We start from the raw sequence: 18,620 nt of genomic DNA on the forward strand, positions 1-18,620 counted from the left end.
ATGACCTCGACGCCCAGCCGCCTCATCCTGGCCACCCGCAACGCGGGCAAAGTCTCCGAACTCCGCGCGATCCTGTCCGACGCCGGCCTGCCGCACCAGCTGGTCGGCGCGGACGCGTACCCGGAGATTCCGGACGTCAAGGAAACCGGCATCACCTTCGCCGAGAACGCCCTCCTCAAGGCCCACGCCCTCGCGCAGGCCACCGGCCTGCCGGCGGTCGCCGACGACTCCGGCCTCTGCGTGGACGTCCTGCACGGCGCCCCCGGCATCTTCTCGGCCCGCTGGGCCGGCACGCACGGCGACGACAAGGCCAACCTGGACCTGCTGCTGGCCCAGCTCGGGGACATCGCCGACGAGAACCGCGGTGCCCACTTCGCGTGCGCGGCGGCCCTGGCCCTGCCGGACGGCACCGAACGCGTCGTCGAGGGCCGCCTCCTCGGCACCCTCCGCCACGGCCCCTCCGGCACGGGCGGCTTCGGCTACGACCCGATCCTCCAGCCGCTGGGCGACACCCGCACCTGCGCGGAACTGACCCCGGCGGAGAAGAACGCCATCTCCCACCGCGGCCAGGCCTTCCGCGCCCTGGTCCCCTTCGTCCGCGCCCTCCTGGGCTGACGAAACAAGGCCTGGCCTCCCGAGACTCGGGAGGCCAGGCCTTGTTTCACTGAGTACGCCCGGTCGGATTCGAACCGACATACATGGCCACCTAAAGGCCACCGCTCAGCCGTTGGCGTACGGGCGCGCGCCAGAGACACTCTACTGCGCGTCGCGCCGTGCACGGGAGTGGATTCAGTGGCTGCGGAGGCCTCCCCGACACCAGGTGTGGGTGATCGCGTGGCAGTTGGGGCACAGCAGTCGTAGGTTCTCCCGGCGGTCGTCGCTCCAGTCGCCGTTCACATGGTCGATCTCCAAGGTCATGGGTCGCCCGCACCACTCGGGGGACGTGCCGCACATGTCGCAGAGTTCCGGAACCCCGACCTGGCGCAGCGCCCGCCGCAGCAGGTGCGTGCGTGTTCGCCGCTTGCCGTCATGCTTGATCAGGATTTCCGACGCGGGCTTCATCGGCACTGTTCCCGGCTTGCCGCGCTGATGTGCTTGCCCGAGGAAGTGCGAAGTGGAGAGGCCCTCCTCGGCGATCCACTGCTTCAGCGCCTTGTGATGGGTCCCGGACAGGGAGCGGTCCAAGCGCCGGAGGACCTCCGCCAGCGAGTGCGAGGAAGAGACCGCCTCGCACAGTGCCTCCCGGTCCGGCTTGACTCGCCGCCTGTGCTCCCGGGGTTCGCGCGCCCGTCGTTCTTCGGTGCTCATCGCCGGCGCCCCTTCGCGCGGCCGCGGTATGTGTCGGTGGTCGAGTGGCAGTTGGGGCAGAGCAGCCGCAGGTTCGCGGGCAGGTTGTTCCGCCAATCGCCGTCCACGTGGTCCACTTCCAGCGGTAGCGGGTGGCCCCGCCAGGTCGGCGGCGTGCCGCACATCCGGCACACCTCAGGCACCCCCAGCGCCGCCAGTGCCCGCTTCAGGTGCTCGCTCTGTACGCGCCGGGTGTGGGGGCCGTGCTGCTTGACCAGAAGGCTCTCCGGGCTGCGCCGGGTCTTCGGGCGACCGGCAGGAGAGGGCAGCTCGAAATGGGAGGTGTCTATGCCGAACGCCTTGACCCGCCTGCTGATGTGCGTGTGGTGGCCACCCACGACCTCGAGACCGAGGCGCCGCAGAACCTGGCACATGTTCGTCGAACCGGAGACTGCGGCCGTCAGGATCTCCTTCGTCCACTTGACGGCTTCCGGCCGCTCGAAGTGCGACGTGTCCACGCCCAGCTTCCGCATGCGGTCGTGCAGATAGCGCCGCGAGCCGCTCTTCGGGTCGACCCCCAGTCGTTCCAGCGCTTCCGTCAGCGTGCGCGACGTACGCGCCGCCTCCGCGAGGCGCTCCTTCGTGTACGGGCTGATCGGCACCCCGGACCCCTCCGTTCCGACCACGCGTTCGTGGCCTCGTACGGATTAACGGACCGGCATGCGGGTAGTTACGTCCGATAAGCGGAGCGGCCCGCACTGGTTGGCGCGGGCCGCTTCTGTGGGGCTGCAGGGGTCAGAGGCCCAGGTCTTTGATGATCTTGGCTACGTGGCCCGTGGCCTTCACGTTGTAGAAGGCGTGCTCGACCTTGCCCTGCTCGTCGACGATCACCGTGGAGCGGATGACTCCGGTGACCGTCTTGCCGTACAGCTTCTTCTCGCCGAACGCGCCGTACGCCGTCAGCGTCTCCTTCTCCGGGTCGCTGACCAGGGTGACCTTCAGGTGCTCCTGCTCGCGGAACTTCGCCAGCTTCTCCGGCTTGTCCGGAGACACGCCGATCACGTCGTAGCCGTGTCCCGTCAGGAAGGACAGGTTGTCCGTGAAGTCGCAGGCCTGCTTCGTGCAGCCCGGCGTCAGCGCGGACGGGTAGAAGTAGACGATCACCTTGCGGCCCTTGTGCTCGGCGAGCGAGACCTCGTTGCCGTCCGCGTCGGGCAGGGTGAAGGCGGGGGCGGTGTCGCCCGGCTGGAGTCGCTCGCTCATCTGGCACTCTCCTCGGGAGGGGATCGGTATGCCATGAGACTAAGCTGACAGACTGTTCATGGCGGACTACGCCCCACAGGACCACGACGACGGAGGCAGCGCGGTGTCGGAAGCCAGGACCCGGGAAGCCAGGACCCCTGCACAGATCGAGGCGGACATCGTCCGCCGCCGCGAGCAGCTCGCCGAGACGCTCGACGAGATCGGCGTGCGCGTGCACCCGAAGACGGTCATCGGGGACGCGAAGGCCCGGGTCGCCTCGACCGTCGACCAGACCGCCGGGCGGGCCCTCGCCACGGTGAACCGGGTCGTGACGGATCTGCGGGACGGCCTGCGCCACGACGACGGGACGCCGCGCATCGACCGGATCGTGCCCGTCGCCCTGGTCGCGGTGAGCGTGGTCGGGCTGCTCGTGGTGTCGGCGCGCCGCAGGCGCGGATGACCCTGAGCGGTACGGCGCGGGCGCGGACCGGTAGGTTCGGGGCGTGAGCGAGAACACCACCCACGACAAGCTGCCCATCCGCATGCTGCACGACCGCGTGCTCGTGAAGTCCGATCTGCCGGAGGGCGAGCGCCGCTCGGGCGGCGGCATCCTGATTCCGGCGACGGCCGCGGTGGGCAAGCGGCTCGCCTGGGCCGAGGTGGTCGCGGTCGGGCAGAACGTCCGGACGATCGAGCCCGGTGACCGGGTGCTGTACGACCCCGAGGACCGCGCCGAGGTCGAGGTGCGCGGTGCGACGTACGTGCTGATGCGCGAGCGGGACCTGCACGCCGTGGCCGCGGAGCGGCTGGAGGGGTCGGAGGACTCCACCGGGCTGTACCTGTAGCCCGGCGGGGGCTGCCCGTAGGGAAGAAGGGCTGGTGGCCCAGGTCACCGGCCCTTTTCGCTGCCTTTGCTACGGTGGGGGAGAACCCCGACGAGACGCGCCGTACCGGGTACGACAAGACGACGCACCCCGTATCGCTCGTTGTCCCGGAGGTGCCGTCATGGCATGGGTTCTTCTTCTCGTCGCCGGTCTGCTCGAGGTCGGCTGGTCGATCGGCATGAAGTTCACCGAAGGTTTCACCCGGCTGTGGCCCAGTGTGTTCACGGGCGCCGGGATCGTCGCGAGCATGGTGTTGCTGTCCTACGCCGCGAAGACCCTGCCCATCGGTACGGCGTACGGAGTGTGGGTGGGGATCGGCGCCGCCGGTGCGGCCGTGCTCGGTATGGCGGTGCTGGGTGAGCCCGTCACCGCCGCCCGGATCTTCTTCATCTGTCTGCTGCTGGTCGCCGTGGTGGGGCTGAAGGCGACCTCCGGTCACTGACCGGCCGGCCGCCCGGCTCCGGCTATTCGAGGAACGCCGACGGTGGGCGCAGGCCTTCCGCGGGGCCGCCGTCGCTGCCCTGGGCACTTCCCTGTGCGCCGCCCTGGGTGCCCTGGGTGCCTTGGGTGGTGCCGCCCTGGTCGCGGCCCTGGGTGGTGCCGCCGTTGTCCTGACCTCCGTTGTCCTGACCTCCGTTGTCCTGGCCGCCGTTGTCCTGGCCCTCGTTCGTGCGGCCGCCGTTGTCCTGGCCGCCGTTGTTCTGCCCGCCCTGGTTGCGGCCGCCCGTCGGGTTCGACGGCGTGGGCCGGGTCGGGCGTTCCGGGGTGCTGGGCGAGGGTTCGTCGGGCGTCTCCTGCGGCGGTTCGGATTCCGGGCTGGTCGGCGGCGGGGGCTGCGCGGCGCCGGGCTGGAGTTCCAGGTCGAAGTCGACGGGGTCGGTGCCCTCCAGGGCGGTCTTCGTGTAGGCGGCCCAGATGCGGGCGGGGTAGCCGCCGCCGCCGATGCGGGTCTCGCCGAGGGCGCCGTAGAGGGACTGCAGGGTTCCGGTGTCCGGGTCCTGGCCCATCATCGAGACCACGGTGACCAGGTCGGGGGTGTAGGCCGCGAACCAGGCCGAGCGGTCGAGTTCGCCGGTGCCGGTCTTGCCCGCGGCCGGGTGGCCGGCGGCGAGGGCTGCCGTACCGGTGCCGTTGTCCACGACGCTGACCAGCATGGAGGTGGTGGTGTCGGCGGACTCGCGGCTGATGGCCTGGGTGGGGGTGCGCTCGGGCAGGCCGATGGTGTCGCCGCCCTTGGTGATCTTCTCCACCAGGGTGTAGGGGGTGCGGCGGCCGTGGTCGGCGAGGGTGGCGTACGCCTGGGCCATGTCCAGGACGCTGGCCTGGAGGGTGCCGAGTGCCATGGCCGGGCCCGCCACGAAGTTGGGGGTGTCCTCGGGGATGCCGAGGTCGATGGCGGTCTTCTTGACCCTGGTGGTGCCGACGTCGACCGCCATCTGTGCGTAGACGGCGTTGACGGAGAGGTCGGTGGCGGTGTTGACGGTGATGTTCCCGTACGAGACCTGGCCCTCGTTCTCGGGGGCGAAGCGGATGCGGCCGCCGGCGACCGGGCGCTTGTTGTCGCCGTTGTAGATCGTGTTCGGGGTGATCCGGCGGCCGTCCTGGGTGCGGGAGTCGTTCTCGGCGGCGGCCGCGAAGACGAACGGCTTGAAGGTGGAGGCGACCTGGTAGTCGTGCCGGGTCGCGTTGTTCACGTACTGCTTGGTGTAGTCGATGCCCCCGTACATGGCGACGACCTTGCCGGTGGCCGGGTCGATGGAGACGCCGCCGGCCCGGACCAGCCGGTCCGCCTTGCGCGTCTCGGGTTCGAGTTTGCCGGCCATCTGTTCCTCGACGGCGTCGACGAAGGCGCTCTGGCGGCGTTTGTCGATGGTGGAGGTGATCCGGTAGCCGCCCTCGGCGAGGGTCTTGTCGTCGAGGATCTTGTTCTCGACGATGTAGTCCTTGATCGCTTCGACCAGGTAGCCGCGCTGGCCGGACAGGCCGGCGGCGGCGCGGACCTTGCCCGGTTCGGGGAACTGCGTCGTCGCGCGTTCGGCGGCGGGCAGCCACTGCTTCTTGACCATGCCGTCGAGCACGTAGTTCCAGCGGGCGAGGGCGCGGGGGCGGCTCTGGGGGTGGGCGACGACGTCGAAGGCGCTGGGGGAGTTGAGGAGGGTGGCGAGGTAGGCGCCCTCGGCGGTGGTGAGCTTGCCGACGTCCTTGCCGTAGTAGGCCTGGGCGGCGGCCTGGATGCCGTAGGCGTTGCGACCGAAGTAGCTGGTGTTCAGGTAGCCCTCGAGGATGTAGTTCTTCGACTTCTCGCGACCGAGTTTGATCGCGATGAAGAACTCCTTGACCTTGCGTTTGATCGTCTGTTCCTGGCCCAAGTAGTAGTTCTTGACGTACTGCTGGGTGATGGTCGAACCGGACTGGGTGCCCTTGCCGGTCGCCGTGTTCCAGGCGGCGCGCAGCATCGCCTTGGGGTCGACCGCCCGTTCGGAGTAGAAGTCCCGGTCCTCGGCGGCCAGTACGGCTTCCTGGACGGTCCGAGGGATCTGCGAGAGCGGCACGTTGACGCGGTTGACCTCGCCGTCGCGGGCGATCTGCGAGCCGTCGGAGTAGAGGTACACGTTCGACTGGGCGGTGGCGGCGGCGTTGGCCGGCGGGATGTCGACCAGCAGGTAGCCGGCCACGAGGGCGCCGCCGATCAGCAGGGCGAGGAGCAGGATGCCGCCCAGGACCATGCGCCAGGTGGGGAGGAGGCGGCGCCAGCCGGTTCTCTTGCGCCGGGGCTTCTTCCCCGGTCCGGGGGTGTGGGGCCGCTGTTCGCCCTGCTGCTGTTCCGAGTGCCCTGGTGGCTGTGGCTGTGGCTGCGGCTTCGACTGCGGTGCGTCGGGCGGGGTGTCGGGGTCGCGAGGGGTCCAGCCCGGGGGTGGTGACTGGTCGCTCATCTCCAGGACTCCTCGACGCCGTTCGAAATATCCACTTCTGTACCTCATGGTGTCTACCCGATGGCCGCTGTTTCCGCTCCGGACGGGCATAAATCGGTCGCGTGGCTCGCCCCTCCGCACTAAGCTCGCGCGCTTTGGCCGACGTAGGAACGACGTGGGAAACGGAGGGATACGGTGCGCCGGAGAGTGCGTCTCTACCTGGCGGTCGCGGCAGGCGGATTCAGGCGTTACGCCACCTACGGGACGGCAACCGCGGCGGGGGTCTTCACCAATACCGTGTTCGGGTTCATCGTCGCGTACACGTACATCGCGCTGTGGGACGAGCGCCCCGGGCTCGGCGGCTACGACCAGTCCCAGGCGCTCACCTTCGTCTGGGTGAGCCAATCGCTGCTGGCCGCCGGTGCGCTGATCGGCGGCGGGTTCCAGGAGGAGCTCCAGGAGCGGATCCGGACGGGGGACATCGCCGTCGACCTGTACCGGCCCGCGGACCTCCAGATGTGGTGGCTCGCGGCCGATCTGGGCCGGGCGGGCTTCCAGTTGCTGGGCCGCGGGGTGGTGCCGCTGGTGGCGGGGGCGCTGGCGTTCCCGCTGGCGCTGCCCCTCGATCCGCTGCGCTGGCTGCTGTTCCTGGTGTCGGTCCTGCTGGCACTGGTGGTGAGCTTCGCGCTGCGCTACATGGTGGGGCTGGTGGCGTTCTGGCTGATGGACGGGTCGGGGATCAACATCATGGCCACGGTCACCTCGATCTTCTTCTCCGGGATGCTGCTGCCGCTGACCGTCTTTCCGGGCGGCTTCGGCGAGTCCGTCCGGGTCCTGCCGTGGGCGGCGATGCTCCAGGTGCCGACGGACGTGCTGCTGGGCAAGCACGCGGGGGCCGGGGGTGCGGCCGAGGCGCTGGGCTTCCAGGCCGGGTGGGCGCTCGTACTGCTGGGCGCCGGGCGGCTGTTGCAGTCGGCGGCGACACGGAAGGTGGTGGTCCAGGGTGGCTGAGGTGGAGGCGGTACCGGCGGCGCCGGCGCCTGTCCGGGCGGGAGGGTCCGCCGGGGCGCAGGCGCGGGCGCGGGCCCAGGCCCAGCCGCCGCGGCGCGGTCGCGTCCGCGAGGGGCTGCGCGGCTACGGGCTGATCGTGGCGATGTGGATCCGCTCCACGATGACCTACCGGACGTCCTTCGTCCTGACGACCGTCGGGCACGCGGCGATCACCCTCCTGGACTTCGTCGCGATCTACATCATGTTCTCCCACGTGGACGCCCTCGGCGGGTTCACGCTGCCCGAGATCGCCCTGCTCTACGGCTCCTGCTCGGCCTCCCTGGGCCTGGCGGACATGCTGCTGGGCAACACCGACCGGATCGGCGCCCGGATCCGCGACGGCTCGCTCGACACGATGCTGGTGCGGCCGGTCCCGGTGCTCGCGCAGGTCGCGGCGGACCGCTTCGCGCTGCGCCGGCTGGGCCGGATCGGCCAGGGGCTCGGGGTGATGGGCTGGGCGGTCTGGACGCTGGAGGTGGACTGGACGGCCGGAAAGGTGGTGCTGGTCCCCGTGATGGTCCTCGCCGGGGCGGCGATCTTCGCGGCGGTGATGGTGACCGGCGCGGCCTTCCAGTTCCTGTCCGGGGACGCGGCGGAGGTGCAGAACTCCTTCACCTACGGCGGCTGCACGATGCTCCAGTACCCGCCGACGGTCTTCGCGAAGGACCTGCTGCGCGCGGTGACCTTCATCGTCCCGCTGGCCTTCGTCAACTGGCTGCCCGCGCTGCACGTGCTGGGGCGGCCCGATCCGCTGGGGCTGCCCGGGTGGGTCGCTTACCTGAGCCCGCTGGTGGCCTTCGTGGTGTTCCTGCCCGCGTCGCTGGCGTGGCGCGCGGGAGTCCGTTCGTACCGAAGCACGGGGAGCTAGAGCTGTGGCGGATGCGTTGATCTCGTTGGACGGGGTCGAGAAGGTCTTCGACGTACGGCGCCGGGTGAGCCTGATGCGCCGGGAGAAACGCCAGGTCCGGGCGGTGGACGGGATCAGCTTCGAGGTCGCCCGGGGCGAGATGGTCGGCTACATCGGGCCCAACGGCGCCGGGAAGTCGACCACGATCAAGATGCTGACCGGCATCCTGACGCCGAGCGGCGGCCGGCTGCGGGTCGCGGGCATCGACCCGGCGCGGGAGCGGATGCGGCTCGCGCACCGGATCGGGGTGGTGTTCGGGCAGCGCACCACGCTGTGGTGGGACCTGCCGCTGAAGGACTCGTACGGGCTGATGCGGCGGCTGTACCGGGTGCCGCGGGCACGTTTCGAGGAGAACCTGGAGCGCTGCGTGGACCGCCTCGACCTGGCCGAGCTGCTGGACGTACCGGTACGGCAGCTGTCGCTCGGGCAGCGGATGCGCGGGGACATCGCGGCGGCGCTGCTGCACGATCCGGAGGTGCTGTACCTGGACGAGCCGACGATCGGGCTCGACGTGGTGAGCAAGGCGAAGGTACGGGGCTTCCTGCGGCAGCTGAACGAGGAACTCGGCACGACGGTGCTGCTGACCACGCACGACCTCCAGGACATCGAGCAGCTGTGCGAGCGGGTGATGGTGATCGACCACGGGCGGCTGATGTACGACGGGACGCTGGGCGGCCTGCACGCGGCGGGGGCGGTGGGGGAGAGCGAGCGGACGCTGGTGGTGGACCTGGAGCGGGAGCTCGCGCCGATCAGTGTGGCGGGGGCGCGGGTGGTGAAGGTGGAGGGGCCGCGGCAGTGGCTGGCGTTCCCGGCGGGGGCGTCGGCGGCCCCGCTGGTGGCGGCGGTGGCGGCGGACTATCCGCTGGTGGACCTGTCGGTGCGGGAGCCGGACATCGAGGACGTGATCGCGCGGATGTACGCGGGCCGGGGGTGATCTCGGGGAAAGGTGGGGGCGATCTCAGGGGCCGAGTCATACAACTCCCCGCGAGACGTGCATAGTCTGGTGCGCATGAGTGACGAGCGGCCGGAGAAGCCGTTGCCGGAGCTGAGGGCGTCCGATGCCGACCGGGACCGGGTGGCGGAGCGTCTGCGGGACGCCGTCGCCGAGGGCCGGCTCGACATGGAGGAATTCGAGGAGCGGCTGGAGGCGGCGTACACGTCCCGGACGTACGCGGAACTGGAACCGCTGACGCGGGACCTGCCGGCGCCGTCGTCACCGTCGCCACTGGCGGGCGGGCCGGTGCTCCGGCCGTCGGGGGACGCCGAGCCCTGGTCGGGGCGGATCGGTGGTGCGGGCACCTCGACGGCGGCCGTCGCGGTCATGTCGGGGTTCCAGCGCAAGGGCCGGTGGACGGTGCCGGCGCGGTTCGACGCGGTGGCGTTCTGGGGCGGCGGGGAGCTCGACCTGCGCGAGGCGGACTTCGCGCAGCGCGAGGTGGTGATCAACTGTGTCGCGATCATGGGCGGTATCGAGATCACGGTGCCGCCGGGGGTGGAGCTCGACGTCCGGGGCTTCGGCTTCATGGGCGCCTTCGACCAGCGCGACAGCCCGGGCCCGTCCCGGCCGGGCGCTCCGCGGGTGGTGGTGACGGGCTTCGCCTTCTGGGGCGGCGTGGAGATCAAGATCAAGAATCCCAAACGCCCCTCGGGCGGCCCGTCCCTCCGCAAGGAGCTGTAGCCGCCTCGGCTCCCGGGGGTGGCGGTGTGGGGCGGCGCCTGGTGCCCTGCGGGCGGCTCTGCGGTGTACGGCTGGCCGGGGTGGGGGTGGGCCGGTGCCTGGTGCCCTGCGGGCGGCTCGGCGGTGTACGGCCCGGCGCGGTGGCCCCGCGCGGGTTGCCCTGCGGGCGGCTGAAGGGTGGGTCGGTGCCCCGCACGAGGGTCTCCTCGGCTCGGCGCGCGCGGGCTGGTCCCGGCCGGGCGGCCGCGGTCGCGCCTCGTCCTGCGGGGACCCTCCTGCGTGTCCCCGCCCCACGGCAGGGCTGCGACGGTGCCACCTGGACCCCCGGACCGCCGGCCCGCGCGGGGGGAGTGGGGGCGGGCAGGGGTGTCCCCGCAGGACGAGCGCGCAACCACCGCGCACGGCCGAGACGTGCCCGCGCGCGCCGAGCCGGGGAGACACCCCTGCCCGGCCCCGCGGACCATTCCGTACCGAGCCCGGATCCCGGCCGCAGGCCCCGGTGGCGTACCCCGCGGGAGCGGAAGGGCGTGGCGGGAACTCCTCGGCCCTCCCGGGAGTCGGATGCTATGCAGACAAAACCGGCGCCCCCGGGGGAAGGCAGGAGCACGTGGAGAACCGCAGCACAGCCGGAGGCAAGGGCACCGCCCCGCCTCCCGCGCCACCCGCATCGCACCCCGCCCGCGCAGCGGTGGGCGCGTTCGTGTTCAACGCCGCCGACGAGGAGCGCCGCCGCGGCGTGCGCCGGATGAAGGCCACCGCCACCGGTCTGCTGGCCCTGGTGGCCCTGGTCTACGTACTCGCCAAGTACGCACAGCACGCCTGGGGCGCGGGCGGCTGGGCCGCGTACGTCGCCGCCGCGGCCGAGGCCGGCATGGTCGGTGCGCTCGCGGACTGGTTCGCCGTCACCGCCCTCTTCAAGCGGCCCCTCGGCCTGCCCATCCCGCACACCGCGATCATCCCGACCAAGAAGGACCAGCTCGGCGTCACCCTGGGCGAGTTCGTCGGGGAGAACTTCCTCTCCTCCGACGTGGTGCGGGCCCGCCTGCACGCCCTCGGCATCGGCGGCCGCCTCGGCTCCTGGCTGGCCGAGCCCGAACACGCCGATCGCGTCACCGCCGAGCTGGCCGCCGCCCTGCGCGGCGCCCTGACCGTCCTGCGCGACTCCGACGTGCAGGCCGTCGTCGGCGAGGCGATCACCCGGCGCGCCGAGACCGCCGAGATCGCCCCCGGCATCGGCAAGACCCTGGAGCGGGTCGTCGCGGACGGCGGCCACCGCCGCGCCGTCGACCTGATCTGCGCCAAGGCCCACGACTGGCTGGTGACCCACGGTGCCTCGATCAGCGACGCGGTCCAGGGCGGCGCCCCCGGCTGGACCCCCCGGTTCGTGGACCGCAAGGTGGGCGAGCGCGTCTACAAGGAGCTGCTCCGCTTCGTCACGGAGATGCGGGACATGCCCGAGCATCCGGCCCGCGGCGCGGTGGACCGCTTCCTGACCGACTTCGCGGCCGACCTCCAGACGGACACGGCGACCCGCGCGAAGGTCGAGCGGCTCAAGTCCGAGATCCTGGCGCGCGACGAGGTCCAGGACGTCATCGCCTCCGCCTGGTCGGCGATCCGCTCGATGATCATCTCGGCGGCGGAGGACGAGCAGAGCGAGCTGCGCCTGCGCGTCCGCGCCTCGTTGCTCTCCCTCGGCACGCGGCTGGCCACCGACGGCCGTCTGCAGGCGAAGGTGGAGGGCTGGATCGAGGGCGCGGCCGTCTACGTCGTCACCACCTACCGGACCGAGATCACCTCGCTGATCACCGACACGGTGGCCGGCTGGGACGCCGAGCACACCTCCCGCAAGATCGAGGCCCACATCGGCCGTGACCTGCAGTTCATCCGTATCAACGGCACGGTGGTCGGCGCCCTCGCGGGCCTGCTGATCTTCACGGTGTCGCGCGCCTTCGGTGCCTAGGGGGTGTCCAGGGGCAGTTCCAGCTGGGCGTGTCCGCGGGCGGTGACCTCCGGGGGCGCGGGGCGCGCCGCGCCCAGGGCGAGGAGGGCGCGCAGGGCGCCGATCACGTCCGCCGGTCTGTCGCGGAGGATCCCGGGCGTCGTACTGGCCACCAGGACCCCCCGGGACTCCAGGCGCAGCCGCCGGTGCACGGTGGCCTGCCAGGCGTCGCGCGTGTAGTGGTATTCGGCGGAGTCGATCTCCAGCGCCACGCCCTCCTCGGGCCAGTACGCGTCCGGGCTGGCGAGGAACGCCCCGTCCGGGCCGTGGAGGCGGGCGTTCCAGAGCGGGGCCGGAAGGTCCGTGGCCGCGAGGGTGTCGCGTGCGCGGCCCTCGGCGATCGAACGGACCCCGGCGACCAGTTCCGCGGCCGCCACCCGTACGGCGGGGCGGTGGCGGACCCGGCCGGCGCGCAGTTCGGCGTGCAGGTCGTGCGGGTGGCACCAGCCGCCCTGGACGACGTTGGCCAGTACCGAGCGCACCAGATCGGCATCGTCCGTACGGGCCGCGAAGTCCGCGGCGGCCCGGATGGGGCGGGTACCGGGGACGCCGGAGATGTGGATGGTGGCGGGCCAGCGCGAGGTCGAGCCGGGCCGGACCCGGCCTGTGGCGGCCGGCGAGCGCGGAGCGCGGACCAGGACGTCCAGCGGCTCGGGCGGGGCGCCACGGATGCCGAGGAGCGCGAGGGCGGCGCCGCCCGTGAGCGCGGCGGTGGATCCGGAGAGCGGATCGGCCGCGGGGTGGGCGGCGTACAGGACGGCGGACAGCGCTTGCTGCCTGGTGTCCGGCGGGCCGCTCTGCAGGAGGTACACCCGTGGCAGGAGCCGCTGCCAGGGCCCTCCGCGGCGGCTGCGGCCGCTGATGGTGCCGGACGGGATCCCGGCCCGCGTGAGCTGGTGGTAGGTGGCCATGTTCAGCTGGCGCTGGGCGATTCGAGCGATATGAGCCGTCATGGCTCGGGTATGCCCGGTGGGGTGCGCGCGATGCTCAGGCCGAGGGGTGGTTCGGGGCGAGGAAGACGACGACGCCGTTCTGCGTCCCGGGCAGCGGGGTGACCTCGTGCCAGCCGAGCCGGCGGTAGGTGGCCACGGTGTCGGTGGCCACCCGGGCGGTCAGCAGCCAGGCACGGTCGTCGGGGGCGTCGGCGGTGATCTCGGCGAGCAGCGTGCGGCCGGTGCCGTGGCCGCGCGCGTGCGGGCGCACGGCGAGCTCGTCGATCTCCAGGGCGCCGATGAGGAGTTCCCGTACGCGCTGGCGGCCGAGCTGCGCGGCGACCTGCCCGTACGCGCGGTCCCGCGGGAACGCCTTGGGGGTCAGCCAGCCGGTGGCGAAGCCGTCGATGCCGACGGCCGACTGCGCGAAGGCGGTACGGAAACCGGCGCGGCGGCTGTCCGCCTGGAGCCGCAGGGAGAACTGGCGAATGGTTTCTTCGTCTTCGTTCCACGGTGGAGCGGAGAAGACCTCGCTGTAGGCGTCGGCCAGTTCGTCCGACAGGTCCAGCACGGCCGGTCCATAACAGATCACGTTTGCAGCTCCTTGGGCCGGCTTGGGCGGCTTCGGTCGTATCGCCCGTGTAGGAGAGTGAATCTACGCCGGGGAGGTTCCCCGGAGGGCAGGTGGGCGGATCCGGAGGGTGTGCGACAAATCCGACCTCGGTACGGCGCCGGCGAGCGCCCGTATCGCCGGACCCCGCCCGGGCGTTGGGGCTGTGTGCGCACCTCTCTCCTGCACCGGGCCCTGGTCGGCGTCGCCGCGTGCGCGGTGGCGTTCTTCATCATCCTGGGCGTCATGGCCGTGCTCCCCCGCGCGATCCAGGACACGGTCCCACCCGGCGTCCTCGGCGGAGCGGTGGTGGTCCTGGGCGTGACCACCGCCCGCCGCTTCACGCGCCGCGCGCGTTGAGGGGGTGCGCGGCGGATCCCCTAACCTCGTGCGGTCACGTTCGAACGTCCGGAGGTCCCACGATGGCGCAGATCCCCACCTCGGCAATAGCGGCGGCCGGCCTGGTCGGCGGCTACGCCACGGCCCGCTGGACCGGCGTGCGCCCGCTCGGCGGCGTGGTCCTCGCGGCCGCCGGAACCCTCGCGGGCCGCGAATGGCACCGCCGCACGTCCCCGACGACCACGGCCCTCCTGGGCACGGCCTACGTCGCCGCCTTCGCGGGATCGCACCCCCTGGCCAAGAAGATCGGCGCCTGGCCGGCGGTCTTCACGGCGGCGGCCGCGATGGCCGCCGCCTCGTACGCGGCGGCGGACAGAGCCTAGCCCCGCAGGACATGCCCGGCCCGGCCCCTCGGGTCTCGGACTCAGGCGGTGCTGTGGCACTCCGAGTACGGCTTGCCCGAGGTGCACCAGCACGGGGAGGTGGGGGTGGGGGGCCAGGGGGTGGCCTTGCCGCGGGCGGCCAGGGTCGTGGCGTACTCGGCCAGGAGGGACGGGGAGGCCGGGGAGGTCTTCTCCGAGGCCGCGAAGGCCTCGTAGGAGGGGACGCTCGCCGTGACGATGCCGAGGTTCGTCGTGCCCGAGGAGGCCAGGGCGCGGAGGGAGGCTTCGATGTCCCGCAGGTGGGCCTCGTGCGAGGGGTACTCCGAGGCGAGGGTCGGGTAGCCGGTCAGGAGCTCCGACAGTTCGCGCTGCGGCCAGTGCAGGATCGCCACCGGGAACGGGCGGGAGAGGGCCGCGCGGCGGTCGCCCAGTTCGGCGCGCAGGCGGGCGATCTCGGCGCGCAGTTCGGTGGGGTCGTCGGAGCCCAGGGCCCAGATGCGCTTCGGGTCGTGGAGCTCGTCGAGGGGGATCGGGCCGATGTGGCGGGTGTCCGCGACCATGTCCCAGTCGTCGTGCGGGCGCCCGAGGAGGCGGCGTACGCGGTGCCGGCCCGTGAGGAGGGCGGTGGTGGCCGGGGTCAGCGGGTCGTCCTCCGCGATGAGGAGGGTGGCCGCCTCGGTGAAGCAGTCGTGCGAGGCCTCCAACTCGTCATGGGCCTCGAGGGCTTCCGCGATGACCTCCCACGGCGCCGGGTCCTTGGGCGAGGCGGCGCGGATGCCCGAGATGAGGGCGCGGGCCTCGGCCTCGTGGCCGTACTCCCAGAGGTTCGCCGCCTGCAGGGCCTTGATCAGGTGGGGGTCGGACGGGGAGGCGGAGAGGAGTTGGTCGTACAGGGCACTCGCCCGGTCGCGTGCGTCCCCCAGTTCGAGGTGGGCCGCGGCCTGGAGGAGCAAGGGCTCCTGGTCCTCGGGGTAGCGGGTCGCCGTGCGGATGAGGCGCTCGGCTTCGGCGATGTGCTCGGCAGGCGTGTCGGGGCGCATGGTTCACACCGTACTGCCGCTGGTTAGTTGACGGGGGAGGACTTAGGGTGCCGCCCGTGCGAGATCGCGTACCTGTGGTGGTGCAGGGGAGCGGCCGGCGGGAGCGCCGGGCCGGTCCTGCGGGCGTGTTGTGGGCGTCCGCAGAGCTGATCGTCACCCTGGGTGTGGTGGTGCTGTTGCTGGTGGTGCACCAGGTGTGGTGGACGAACCGGCAGGCCGCGGCGGCCGCGCAGGAGCAGGTCCAGGCTCTGGAGCGGGCCTGGGGTGACGTCGCCTCCCCCGGCTCCCCTGCCGCCGGTCCCGACGTCGCCGAGGAGTCCCGTTCCGGGGCCGATGACGTCCCGGTGGGGGAGCCGGTCACGGGCGGCCCGGCGGATTCCGGCGCGGCGCCGCGGGCGACGCGGCCCGCCGCGAGGCCCGTGGAGCGGGATCAGGCGTACGCCGTCCTGCGCATTCCGCGCCTCGGCCTCGTCGTCCCCGTCGCGCAGGGGGTCGACAAGCGGGCCGTCCTCGACAAGGGCTACGCCGGGCAGTACCCCGGGACCGCCGGGCCCGGGGCGCAGGGGAACTTCGCGCTGGCCGGGCACCGGAACACGCACGGCGAGCCCTTCCGGTACGTCAACCGGCTGCGGGCGGGCGACGAGCTGATCGTCGACGTGCGGGGGCGCCGGTACACGTACGTGGTCGGGAAGATCCTGAGCCAGACGACCGAGCGGGACACCGGGGTGATCGCACCCGTGCCACGGAGCGTGGTGAAGCCGGACCAGGGGTACGGCGAGCCCGGCGCGTACATCACGCTCACCACCTGCACGCCCGAGTACAGCTCGAAGTACCGGCTGGTGGTCTGGGGGACCCTACTCAAGTCTTCCTGACGTCGATACTTCCGGCCGATGGATCTGTCGGCGGGCCCGGTTACCATCGATCTCGTACGGGAGTTCGTGCGCGGGAGTGGAGAGGGGGAGGTCCGTATGGCTCGGCAACGACGCGACGGCCGCCTGCTGTCCTTCGCCCCGTTCACCTCCTTCGCCCCGTTCACCTCCTTCACCCCGTTCGCCCGGACCTCGCGGGCCGGGGCCGTGCTGCTCCCGCTCGTGCTGCTCGGGGGACTCCTCGGGCTGTTCGCCGGGGAGGGCGGGCTGGGCGCCGTGGTGGTCGCCTTCGCGGCCACCGTCGCCGTCGGCACCGCGGCCCTGGCCGCCGCCGCCCGGCTGGTGCGGCCCGTGCCGCCGCACCGAATACGCACCGCGATCCGTGATCGCGAGCAGCGCACGGCGTTCCTGCCGCAGCGCGATCCCGATGCCTCGGGCCGGTCGCGGCCCAGGGCGCCCGGCCGTCTCGTCCCGACGGCCGCGTAGGGGCGCGCAGTACCTCTCGCCTTCTGCTGACTGATCACTGTTGTCGCCCCTCGCGGGTCGTCACGCCGAAATGCATCTCTTTCGACGTTCGACGAGACCCCTCGGAGGGCCCACGTGTCCGTTTTCACCCACCTTGTTGCTGAGCTGGGCCGGCTTCTCGAGCCGGTGCTGGCGCAGTCCGCGACCGCTGCCGCGATCGTGCTGTTCACCGTGGTCGTACGGCTCGCCCTGCACCCGCTGAGCCGTGCCGCCTTCCGCGGGGCGACCCCGGCGGCGGGGTGTCTGCCGGCGCTGCTGCAGCTGCCGGTCTTCTTCGTGATGTACCAGGCGTTCTCCTCCGCCGAGGTGGGCGGGAAGGCCAACGAACTGCTCGGGCACCGGCTCTTCGCCGCGCCGCTGGGCGCCCGGTGGACCGATGCGCTGGGCGAGGGCGGCCTGTTCGGCGCGCAGGGGCTGGTGTTCCTCGGCCTGTTCGCGGCGATCGCGGTGGTGGCGGCGTGGAGCGCGGTGCGGGGGCGGCGGACGGCCGCCGTGGTCGCGGCTGCCGCTGCCTCCACCCTTGCCACCGCCCCGAAGAAGGCCGGGGCGCGGGCCGGATCCGGGGCACGTCCCGGGGCCGGGGCCGGGGTCATGGCCGAGGTGAGTGCCGAGCAGCAGGAGGTCATGCGCAAGCTGGGCGGCGTACTGCCCCTGCTCTCGTTCGGGACGCTGATCACGGCCGGGGTGGTGCCGCTGGCCGCCGGGCTCTACCTGCTGACCACCACCGCGTGGTCGGTGGCGGAGCGCACCTGGCTCCAGTACCGCAAGGAGCGGGCGGAGCAGCCGGCATCCGGCTGAGGGATGGAGGCGGGCGTTCCAGTCTGTGAACAGGGTCTTGCGGATTGGTTGGACATCTTGGAGGATCGACCAATCCTCCGATGGCCGCAACCCATCGGCCGGCCCTGGGCACGCCCATGGGCCGACCACCCACGACCACGGGAGAATGCCCATGAAGCTGCTGCGTGTCGGACCCGTAGGGTCGGAGCGCCCCGCGCTTCTCGACCGGGACGGGACCCTGCGTGACCTGTCCGGCCTGATCACGGATGTGGACGGCGGCCTGCTCGCCGACGACGCCGTGCTGACCCGGGTGCGGGACGCGGCCGGATCCGGCGAGCTTCCGGTCCTGGGCGCCGAAGGGCTGCGGATCGGTGCGCCGGTCGGCCGCATCGGCAAGGTCGTGGGCATCGGCCTGAACTACTTCGGGCACGCGGCCGAGATCGGCGCGGAGCCGCCGGCCGAGCCGATCCTGTTCCTGAAGGCCGCGGACACCGTGGTCGGCCCGGACGACACCGTGCTGATCCCGCGCGGCAGCGTGAAGACCGACTGGGAGGCCGAGCTCGGCGTCGTCATCGGCAGCACCGCGCGCTACCTGGACTCCGCGGAGCAGGGGCTCGCGCACGTCGGCGGCTACGTGCTGGTCAACGACGTCTCGGAGCGCGAGTTCCAGATCGAGCGCGGCGGCACCTGGGACAAGGGCAAGAACTGCGAGACGTTCACCCCGCTCGGTCCCTGGCTGGTCACGGCCGACGAGGTCCCGGACCCGCAGGTCCTGGATGTGAAGCTGTGGGTCAACGGCGAGCTCAAGCAGGACGGCAGCACCTCGGACCAGATCTTCCCGGTCGGCGAGGTCGTCAGGTACCTGAGCCACTTCATGACGCTGTACCCGGGCGACGTCATCGTCACCGGTACGCCCGCCGGCGTGGCCATGGGCCAGCCGGAGCCGAAGCCGTACCTGCGGGCCGGTGACGTGGTGGAGGTGGAGATCGAGGGTCTCGGCCGTCAGCGCCAGGAGTTCAAGGGCGCGTAGCGGCCGCGGCCACGGATGCATGAGGGGCGGGGGGGGGGGGGGGGGGGGGCCCCCCCCCGCCGGGGGGGGGGGCGGCGGGGGGGGGGGGGGGGCGGGGCGGGGGGCGGCGGGGGGGGGGGCGGGGGGGCGGGGGGCGGGGGGGGGGGGGGGGGGCGG

General features: G+C 72.3%; 22 protein-coding genes, 1 tRNA gene and 1 riboswitch. Of the genes, 15 read left to right on the plus strand and 8 right to left on the minus strand.

Translation table 11 applies throughout. The features are described 5' to 3' along the window. Nucleotides 1–615 carry an RdgB/HAM1 family non-canonical purine NTP pyrophosphatase gene (rdgB, locus tag ACGFZK_RS28405; RefSeq protein ID WP_393851696.1) on the plus strand — a complete coding sequence of 205 codons (615 nt, stop codon included), beginning with the start codon at nucleotides 1–3 and terminating at the stop codon, nucleotides 613–615. A 54-nt stretch (nucleotides 616–669) separates the two neighbouring features. Here the strand turns inward: rdgB and ACGFZK_RS28410 are convergent. From ACGFZK_RS28410 to bcp, 4 genes are all read right to left on the minus strand, one after another. Continuing rightward, nucleotides 670–742: transfer RNA gene (locus tag ACGFZK_RS28410), tRNA-Leu, on the minus strand. A gap of 47 nt (nucleotides 743–789) precedes the next feature. Then, nucleotides 790–1,308, minus strand: a complete 519-nt coding sequence (locus ACGFZK_RS28415; protein ID WP_393851697.1) for an HNH endonuclease — start codon at nucleotides 1,306–1,308, stop codon at nucleotides 790–792. Further along, complete coding sequence (locus ACGFZK_RS28420; protein WP_393851698.1) at nucleotides 1,305–1,949, minus strand: HNH endonuclease; 645 nt, start codon at nucleotides 1,947–1,949, stop codon at nucleotides 1,305–1,307. The genes ACGFZK_RS28415 and ACGFZK_RS28420 overlap by 4 nt, the downstream gene beginning before the upstream one ends. Nucleotides 1,950–2,082: 133 nt before the next feature. Next, nucleotides 2,083–2,550 carry a thioredoxin-dependent thiol peroxidase gene (gene bcp, locus ACGFZK_RS28425; RefSeq protein ID WP_393851699.1) on the minus strand — a complete coding sequence of 156 codons (468 nt, stop codon included), beginning with the start codon at nucleotides 2,548–2,550 and terminating at the stop codon, nucleotides 2,083–2,085. 58 nt (nucleotides 2,551–2,608) lie between these two features. Here bcp and ACGFZK_RS28430 point away from each other — a divergent pair, with 58 nt between their 5' ends. From ACGFZK_RS28430 to ACGFZK_RS28440, 3 genes are all read left to right on the plus strand, one after another. Then, nucleotides 2,609–2,989, plus strand: coding sequence for a DUF3618 domain-containing protein (locus tag ACGFZK_RS28430; protein WP_393851700.1), 381 nt, complete (start codon nucleotides 2,609–2,611; stop codon nucleotides 2,987–2,989). A 43-nt stretch (nucleotides 2,990–3,032) separates the two neighbouring features. Next, on the plus strand, nucleotides 3,033–3,374 hold the full coding sequence (locus ACGFZK_RS28435) for a co-chaperone GroES (protein ID WP_314252747.1): 342 nt from the start codon (nucleotides 3,033–3,035) through the stop codon (nucleotides 3,372–3,374). 59 nt (nucleotides 3,375–3,433) lie between these two features. Then, a riboswitch (guanidine-III (ykkC-III) riboswitch) is annotated at nucleotides 3,434–3,503 on the plus strand. Nucleotides 3,504–3,534: 31 nt separating this feature from the next. After that, nucleotides 3,535–3,855, plus strand: a complete 321-nt coding sequence (locus ACGFZK_RS28440; protein ID WP_030158619.1) for a multidrug efflux SMR transporter — start codon at nucleotides 3,535–3,537, stop codon at nucleotides 3,853–3,855. 22 nt (nucleotides 3,856–3,877) lie between these two features. On the opposite strand, the gene ACGFZK_RS28445 is transcribed toward ACGFZK_RS28440, so the two are convergent. Continuing rightward, entirely contained in the window at nucleotides 3,878–6,346 is a 2,469-nt protein-coding gene (locus tag ACGFZK_RS28445) for a transglycosylase domain-containing protein (RefSeq protein WP_393851701.1), read from the minus strand. A 186-nt stretch (nucleotides 6,347–6,532) separates the two neighbouring features. Here ACGFZK_RS28445 and ACGFZK_RS28450 point away from each other — a divergent pair, with 186 nt between their 5' ends. The 5 genes from ACGFZK_RS28450 to ACGFZK_RS28470 all read left to right on the plus strand — a co-directional run bounded on the left by ACGFZK_RS28450 (nucleotide 6,533) and on the right by ACGFZK_RS28470 (nucleotide 11,920). After that, on the plus strand, nucleotides 6,533–7,336 hold the full coding sequence (locus tag ACGFZK_RS28450) for an ABC transporter permease (protein WP_393851702.1): 804 nt from the start codon (nucleotides 6,533–6,535) through the stop codon (nucleotides 7,334–7,336). Beyond that, nucleotides 7,329–8,243: an ABC transporter permease gene (locus ACGFZK_RS28455; protein ID WP_393851703.1), complete on the plus strand. Its 915-nt coding sequence runs from the start codon at nucleotides 7,329–7,331 to the stop codon at nucleotides 8,241–8,243. The genes ACGFZK_RS28450 and ACGFZK_RS28455 overlap by 8 nt, the downstream gene beginning before the upstream one ends. A 4-nt stretch (nucleotides 8,244–8,247) precedes the next feature. Continuing rightward, nucleotides 8,248–9,216, plus strand: a complete 969-nt coding sequence (locus ACGFZK_RS28460) for an ATP-binding cassette domain-containing protein (protein ID WP_393851704.1) — start codon at nucleotides 8,248–8,250, stop codon at nucleotides 9,214–9,216. Nucleotides 9,217–9,291: 75 nt separating this feature from the next. Continuing rightward, nucleotides 9,292–9,960 carry a DUF1707 domain-containing protein gene (locus ACGFZK_RS28465; protein WP_393851705.1) on the plus strand — a complete coding sequence of 223 codons (669 nt, stop codon included), beginning with the start codon at nucleotides 9,292–9,294 and terminating at the stop codon, nucleotides 9,958–9,960. 688 nt (nucleotides 9,961–10,648) lie between these two features. Further along, on the plus strand, nucleotides 10,649–11,920 hold the full coding sequence (locus tag ACGFZK_RS28470) for a DUF445 domain-containing protein (RefSeq protein WP_393851719.1): 1,272 nt from the start codon (nucleotides 10,649–10,651) through the stop codon (nucleotides 11,918–11,920). Here ACGFZK_RS28470 and ACGFZK_RS28475 read toward each other — a convergent pair. Both ACGFZK_RS28475 and ACGFZK_RS28480 read right to left on the minus strand, forming a co-directional pair. Next, nucleotides 11,917–12,912 (minus strand): hypothetical protein, encoded by a 996-nt coding sequence (locus tag ACGFZK_RS28475; protein WP_393851706.1) that lies wholly within the window; start codon nucleotides 12,910–12,912, stop codon nucleotides 11,917–11,919. The genes ACGFZK_RS28470 and ACGFZK_RS28475 overlap by 4 nt on opposite strands. A 34-nt stretch (nucleotides 12,913–12,946) precedes the next feature. Further along, the gene (locus tag ACGFZK_RS28480; protein WP_393851707.1) at nucleotides 12,947–13,483 is read right to left on the minus strand and encodes a GNAT family N-acetyltransferase; all 537 of its coding nucleotides are present in this window, start codon (nucleotides 13,481–13,483) and stop codon (nucleotides 12,947–12,949) included. Between the two features lie 186 nt (nucleotides 13,484–13,669). Between ACGFZK_RS28480 and ACGFZK_RS28485 the strand changes: the two genes are divergently transcribed. Both ACGFZK_RS28485 and ACGFZK_RS28490 read left to right on the plus strand, forming a co-directional pair. Continuing rightward, nucleotides 13,670–13,861 carry a hypothetical protein gene (locus tag ACGFZK_RS28485; RefSeq protein ID WP_393851708.1) on the plus strand — a complete coding sequence of 64 codons (192 nt, stop codon included), beginning with the start codon at nucleotides 13,670–13,672 and terminating at the stop codon, nucleotides 13,859–13,861. 62 nt (nucleotides 13,862–13,923) lie between these two features. Continuing rightward, nucleotides 13,924–14,223 carry a hypothetical protein gene (locus tag ACGFZK_RS28490; RefSeq protein ID WP_393851709.1) on the plus strand — a complete coding sequence of 100 codons (300 nt, stop codon included), beginning with the start codon at nucleotides 13,924–13,926 and terminating at the stop codon, nucleotides 14,221–14,223. A 41-nt stretch (nucleotides 14,224–14,264) separates the two neighbouring features. On the opposite strand, the gene ACGFZK_RS28495 is transcribed toward ACGFZK_RS28490, so the two are convergent. Further along, on the minus strand, nucleotides 14,265–15,263 hold the full coding sequence (locus ACGFZK_RS28495; RefSeq protein ID WP_393851710.1) for a tetratricopeptide repeat protein: 999 nt from the start codon (nucleotides 15,261–15,263) through the stop codon (nucleotides 14,265–14,267). A gap of 56 nt (nucleotides 15,264–15,319) precedes the next feature. Between ACGFZK_RS28495 and ACGFZK_RS28500 the strand changes: the two genes are divergently transcribed. The 4 genes from ACGFZK_RS28500 (at nucleotide 15,320) to ACGFZK_RS28515 (ending at nucleotide 18,464) form a co-directional block, all read left to right on the plus strand. After that, entirely contained in the window at nucleotides 15,320–16,135 is an 816-nt protein-coding gene (locus tag ACGFZK_RS28500) for a class E sortase (protein WP_393851711.1), read from the plus strand. Nucleotides 16,136–16,231: 96 nt separating this feature from the next. Then, nucleotides 16,232–16,618, plus strand: coding sequence for a DUF6412 domain-containing protein (locus ACGFZK_RS28505; protein WP_393851712.1), 387 nt, complete (start codon nucleotides 16,232–16,234; stop codon nucleotides 16,616–16,618). Nucleotides 16,619–16,732: 114 nt separating this feature from the next. Further along, nucleotides 16,733–17,455 (plus strand): YidC/Oxa1 family membrane protein insertase, encoded by a 723-nt coding sequence (locus ACGFZK_RS28510; protein ID WP_393851713.1) that lies wholly within the window; start codon nucleotides 16,733–16,735, stop codon nucleotides 17,453–17,455. Between the two features lie 151 nt (nucleotides 17,456–17,606). Continuing rightward, nucleotides 17,607–18,464, plus strand: coding sequence for a fumarylacetoacetate hydrolase family protein (locus tag ACGFZK_RS28515; protein WP_393851714.1), 858 nt, complete (start codon nucleotides 17,607–17,609; stop codon nucleotides 18,462–18,464). Nucleotides 18,465–18,620 lie beyond the last annotated feature (156 nt).

The organism is Streptomyces sp. NPDC048257 (assembly GCF_043201855.1).
Classification (GTDB): Bacteria; Actinomycetota; Actinomycetes; order Streptomycetales; family Streptomycetaceae; genus Streptomyces.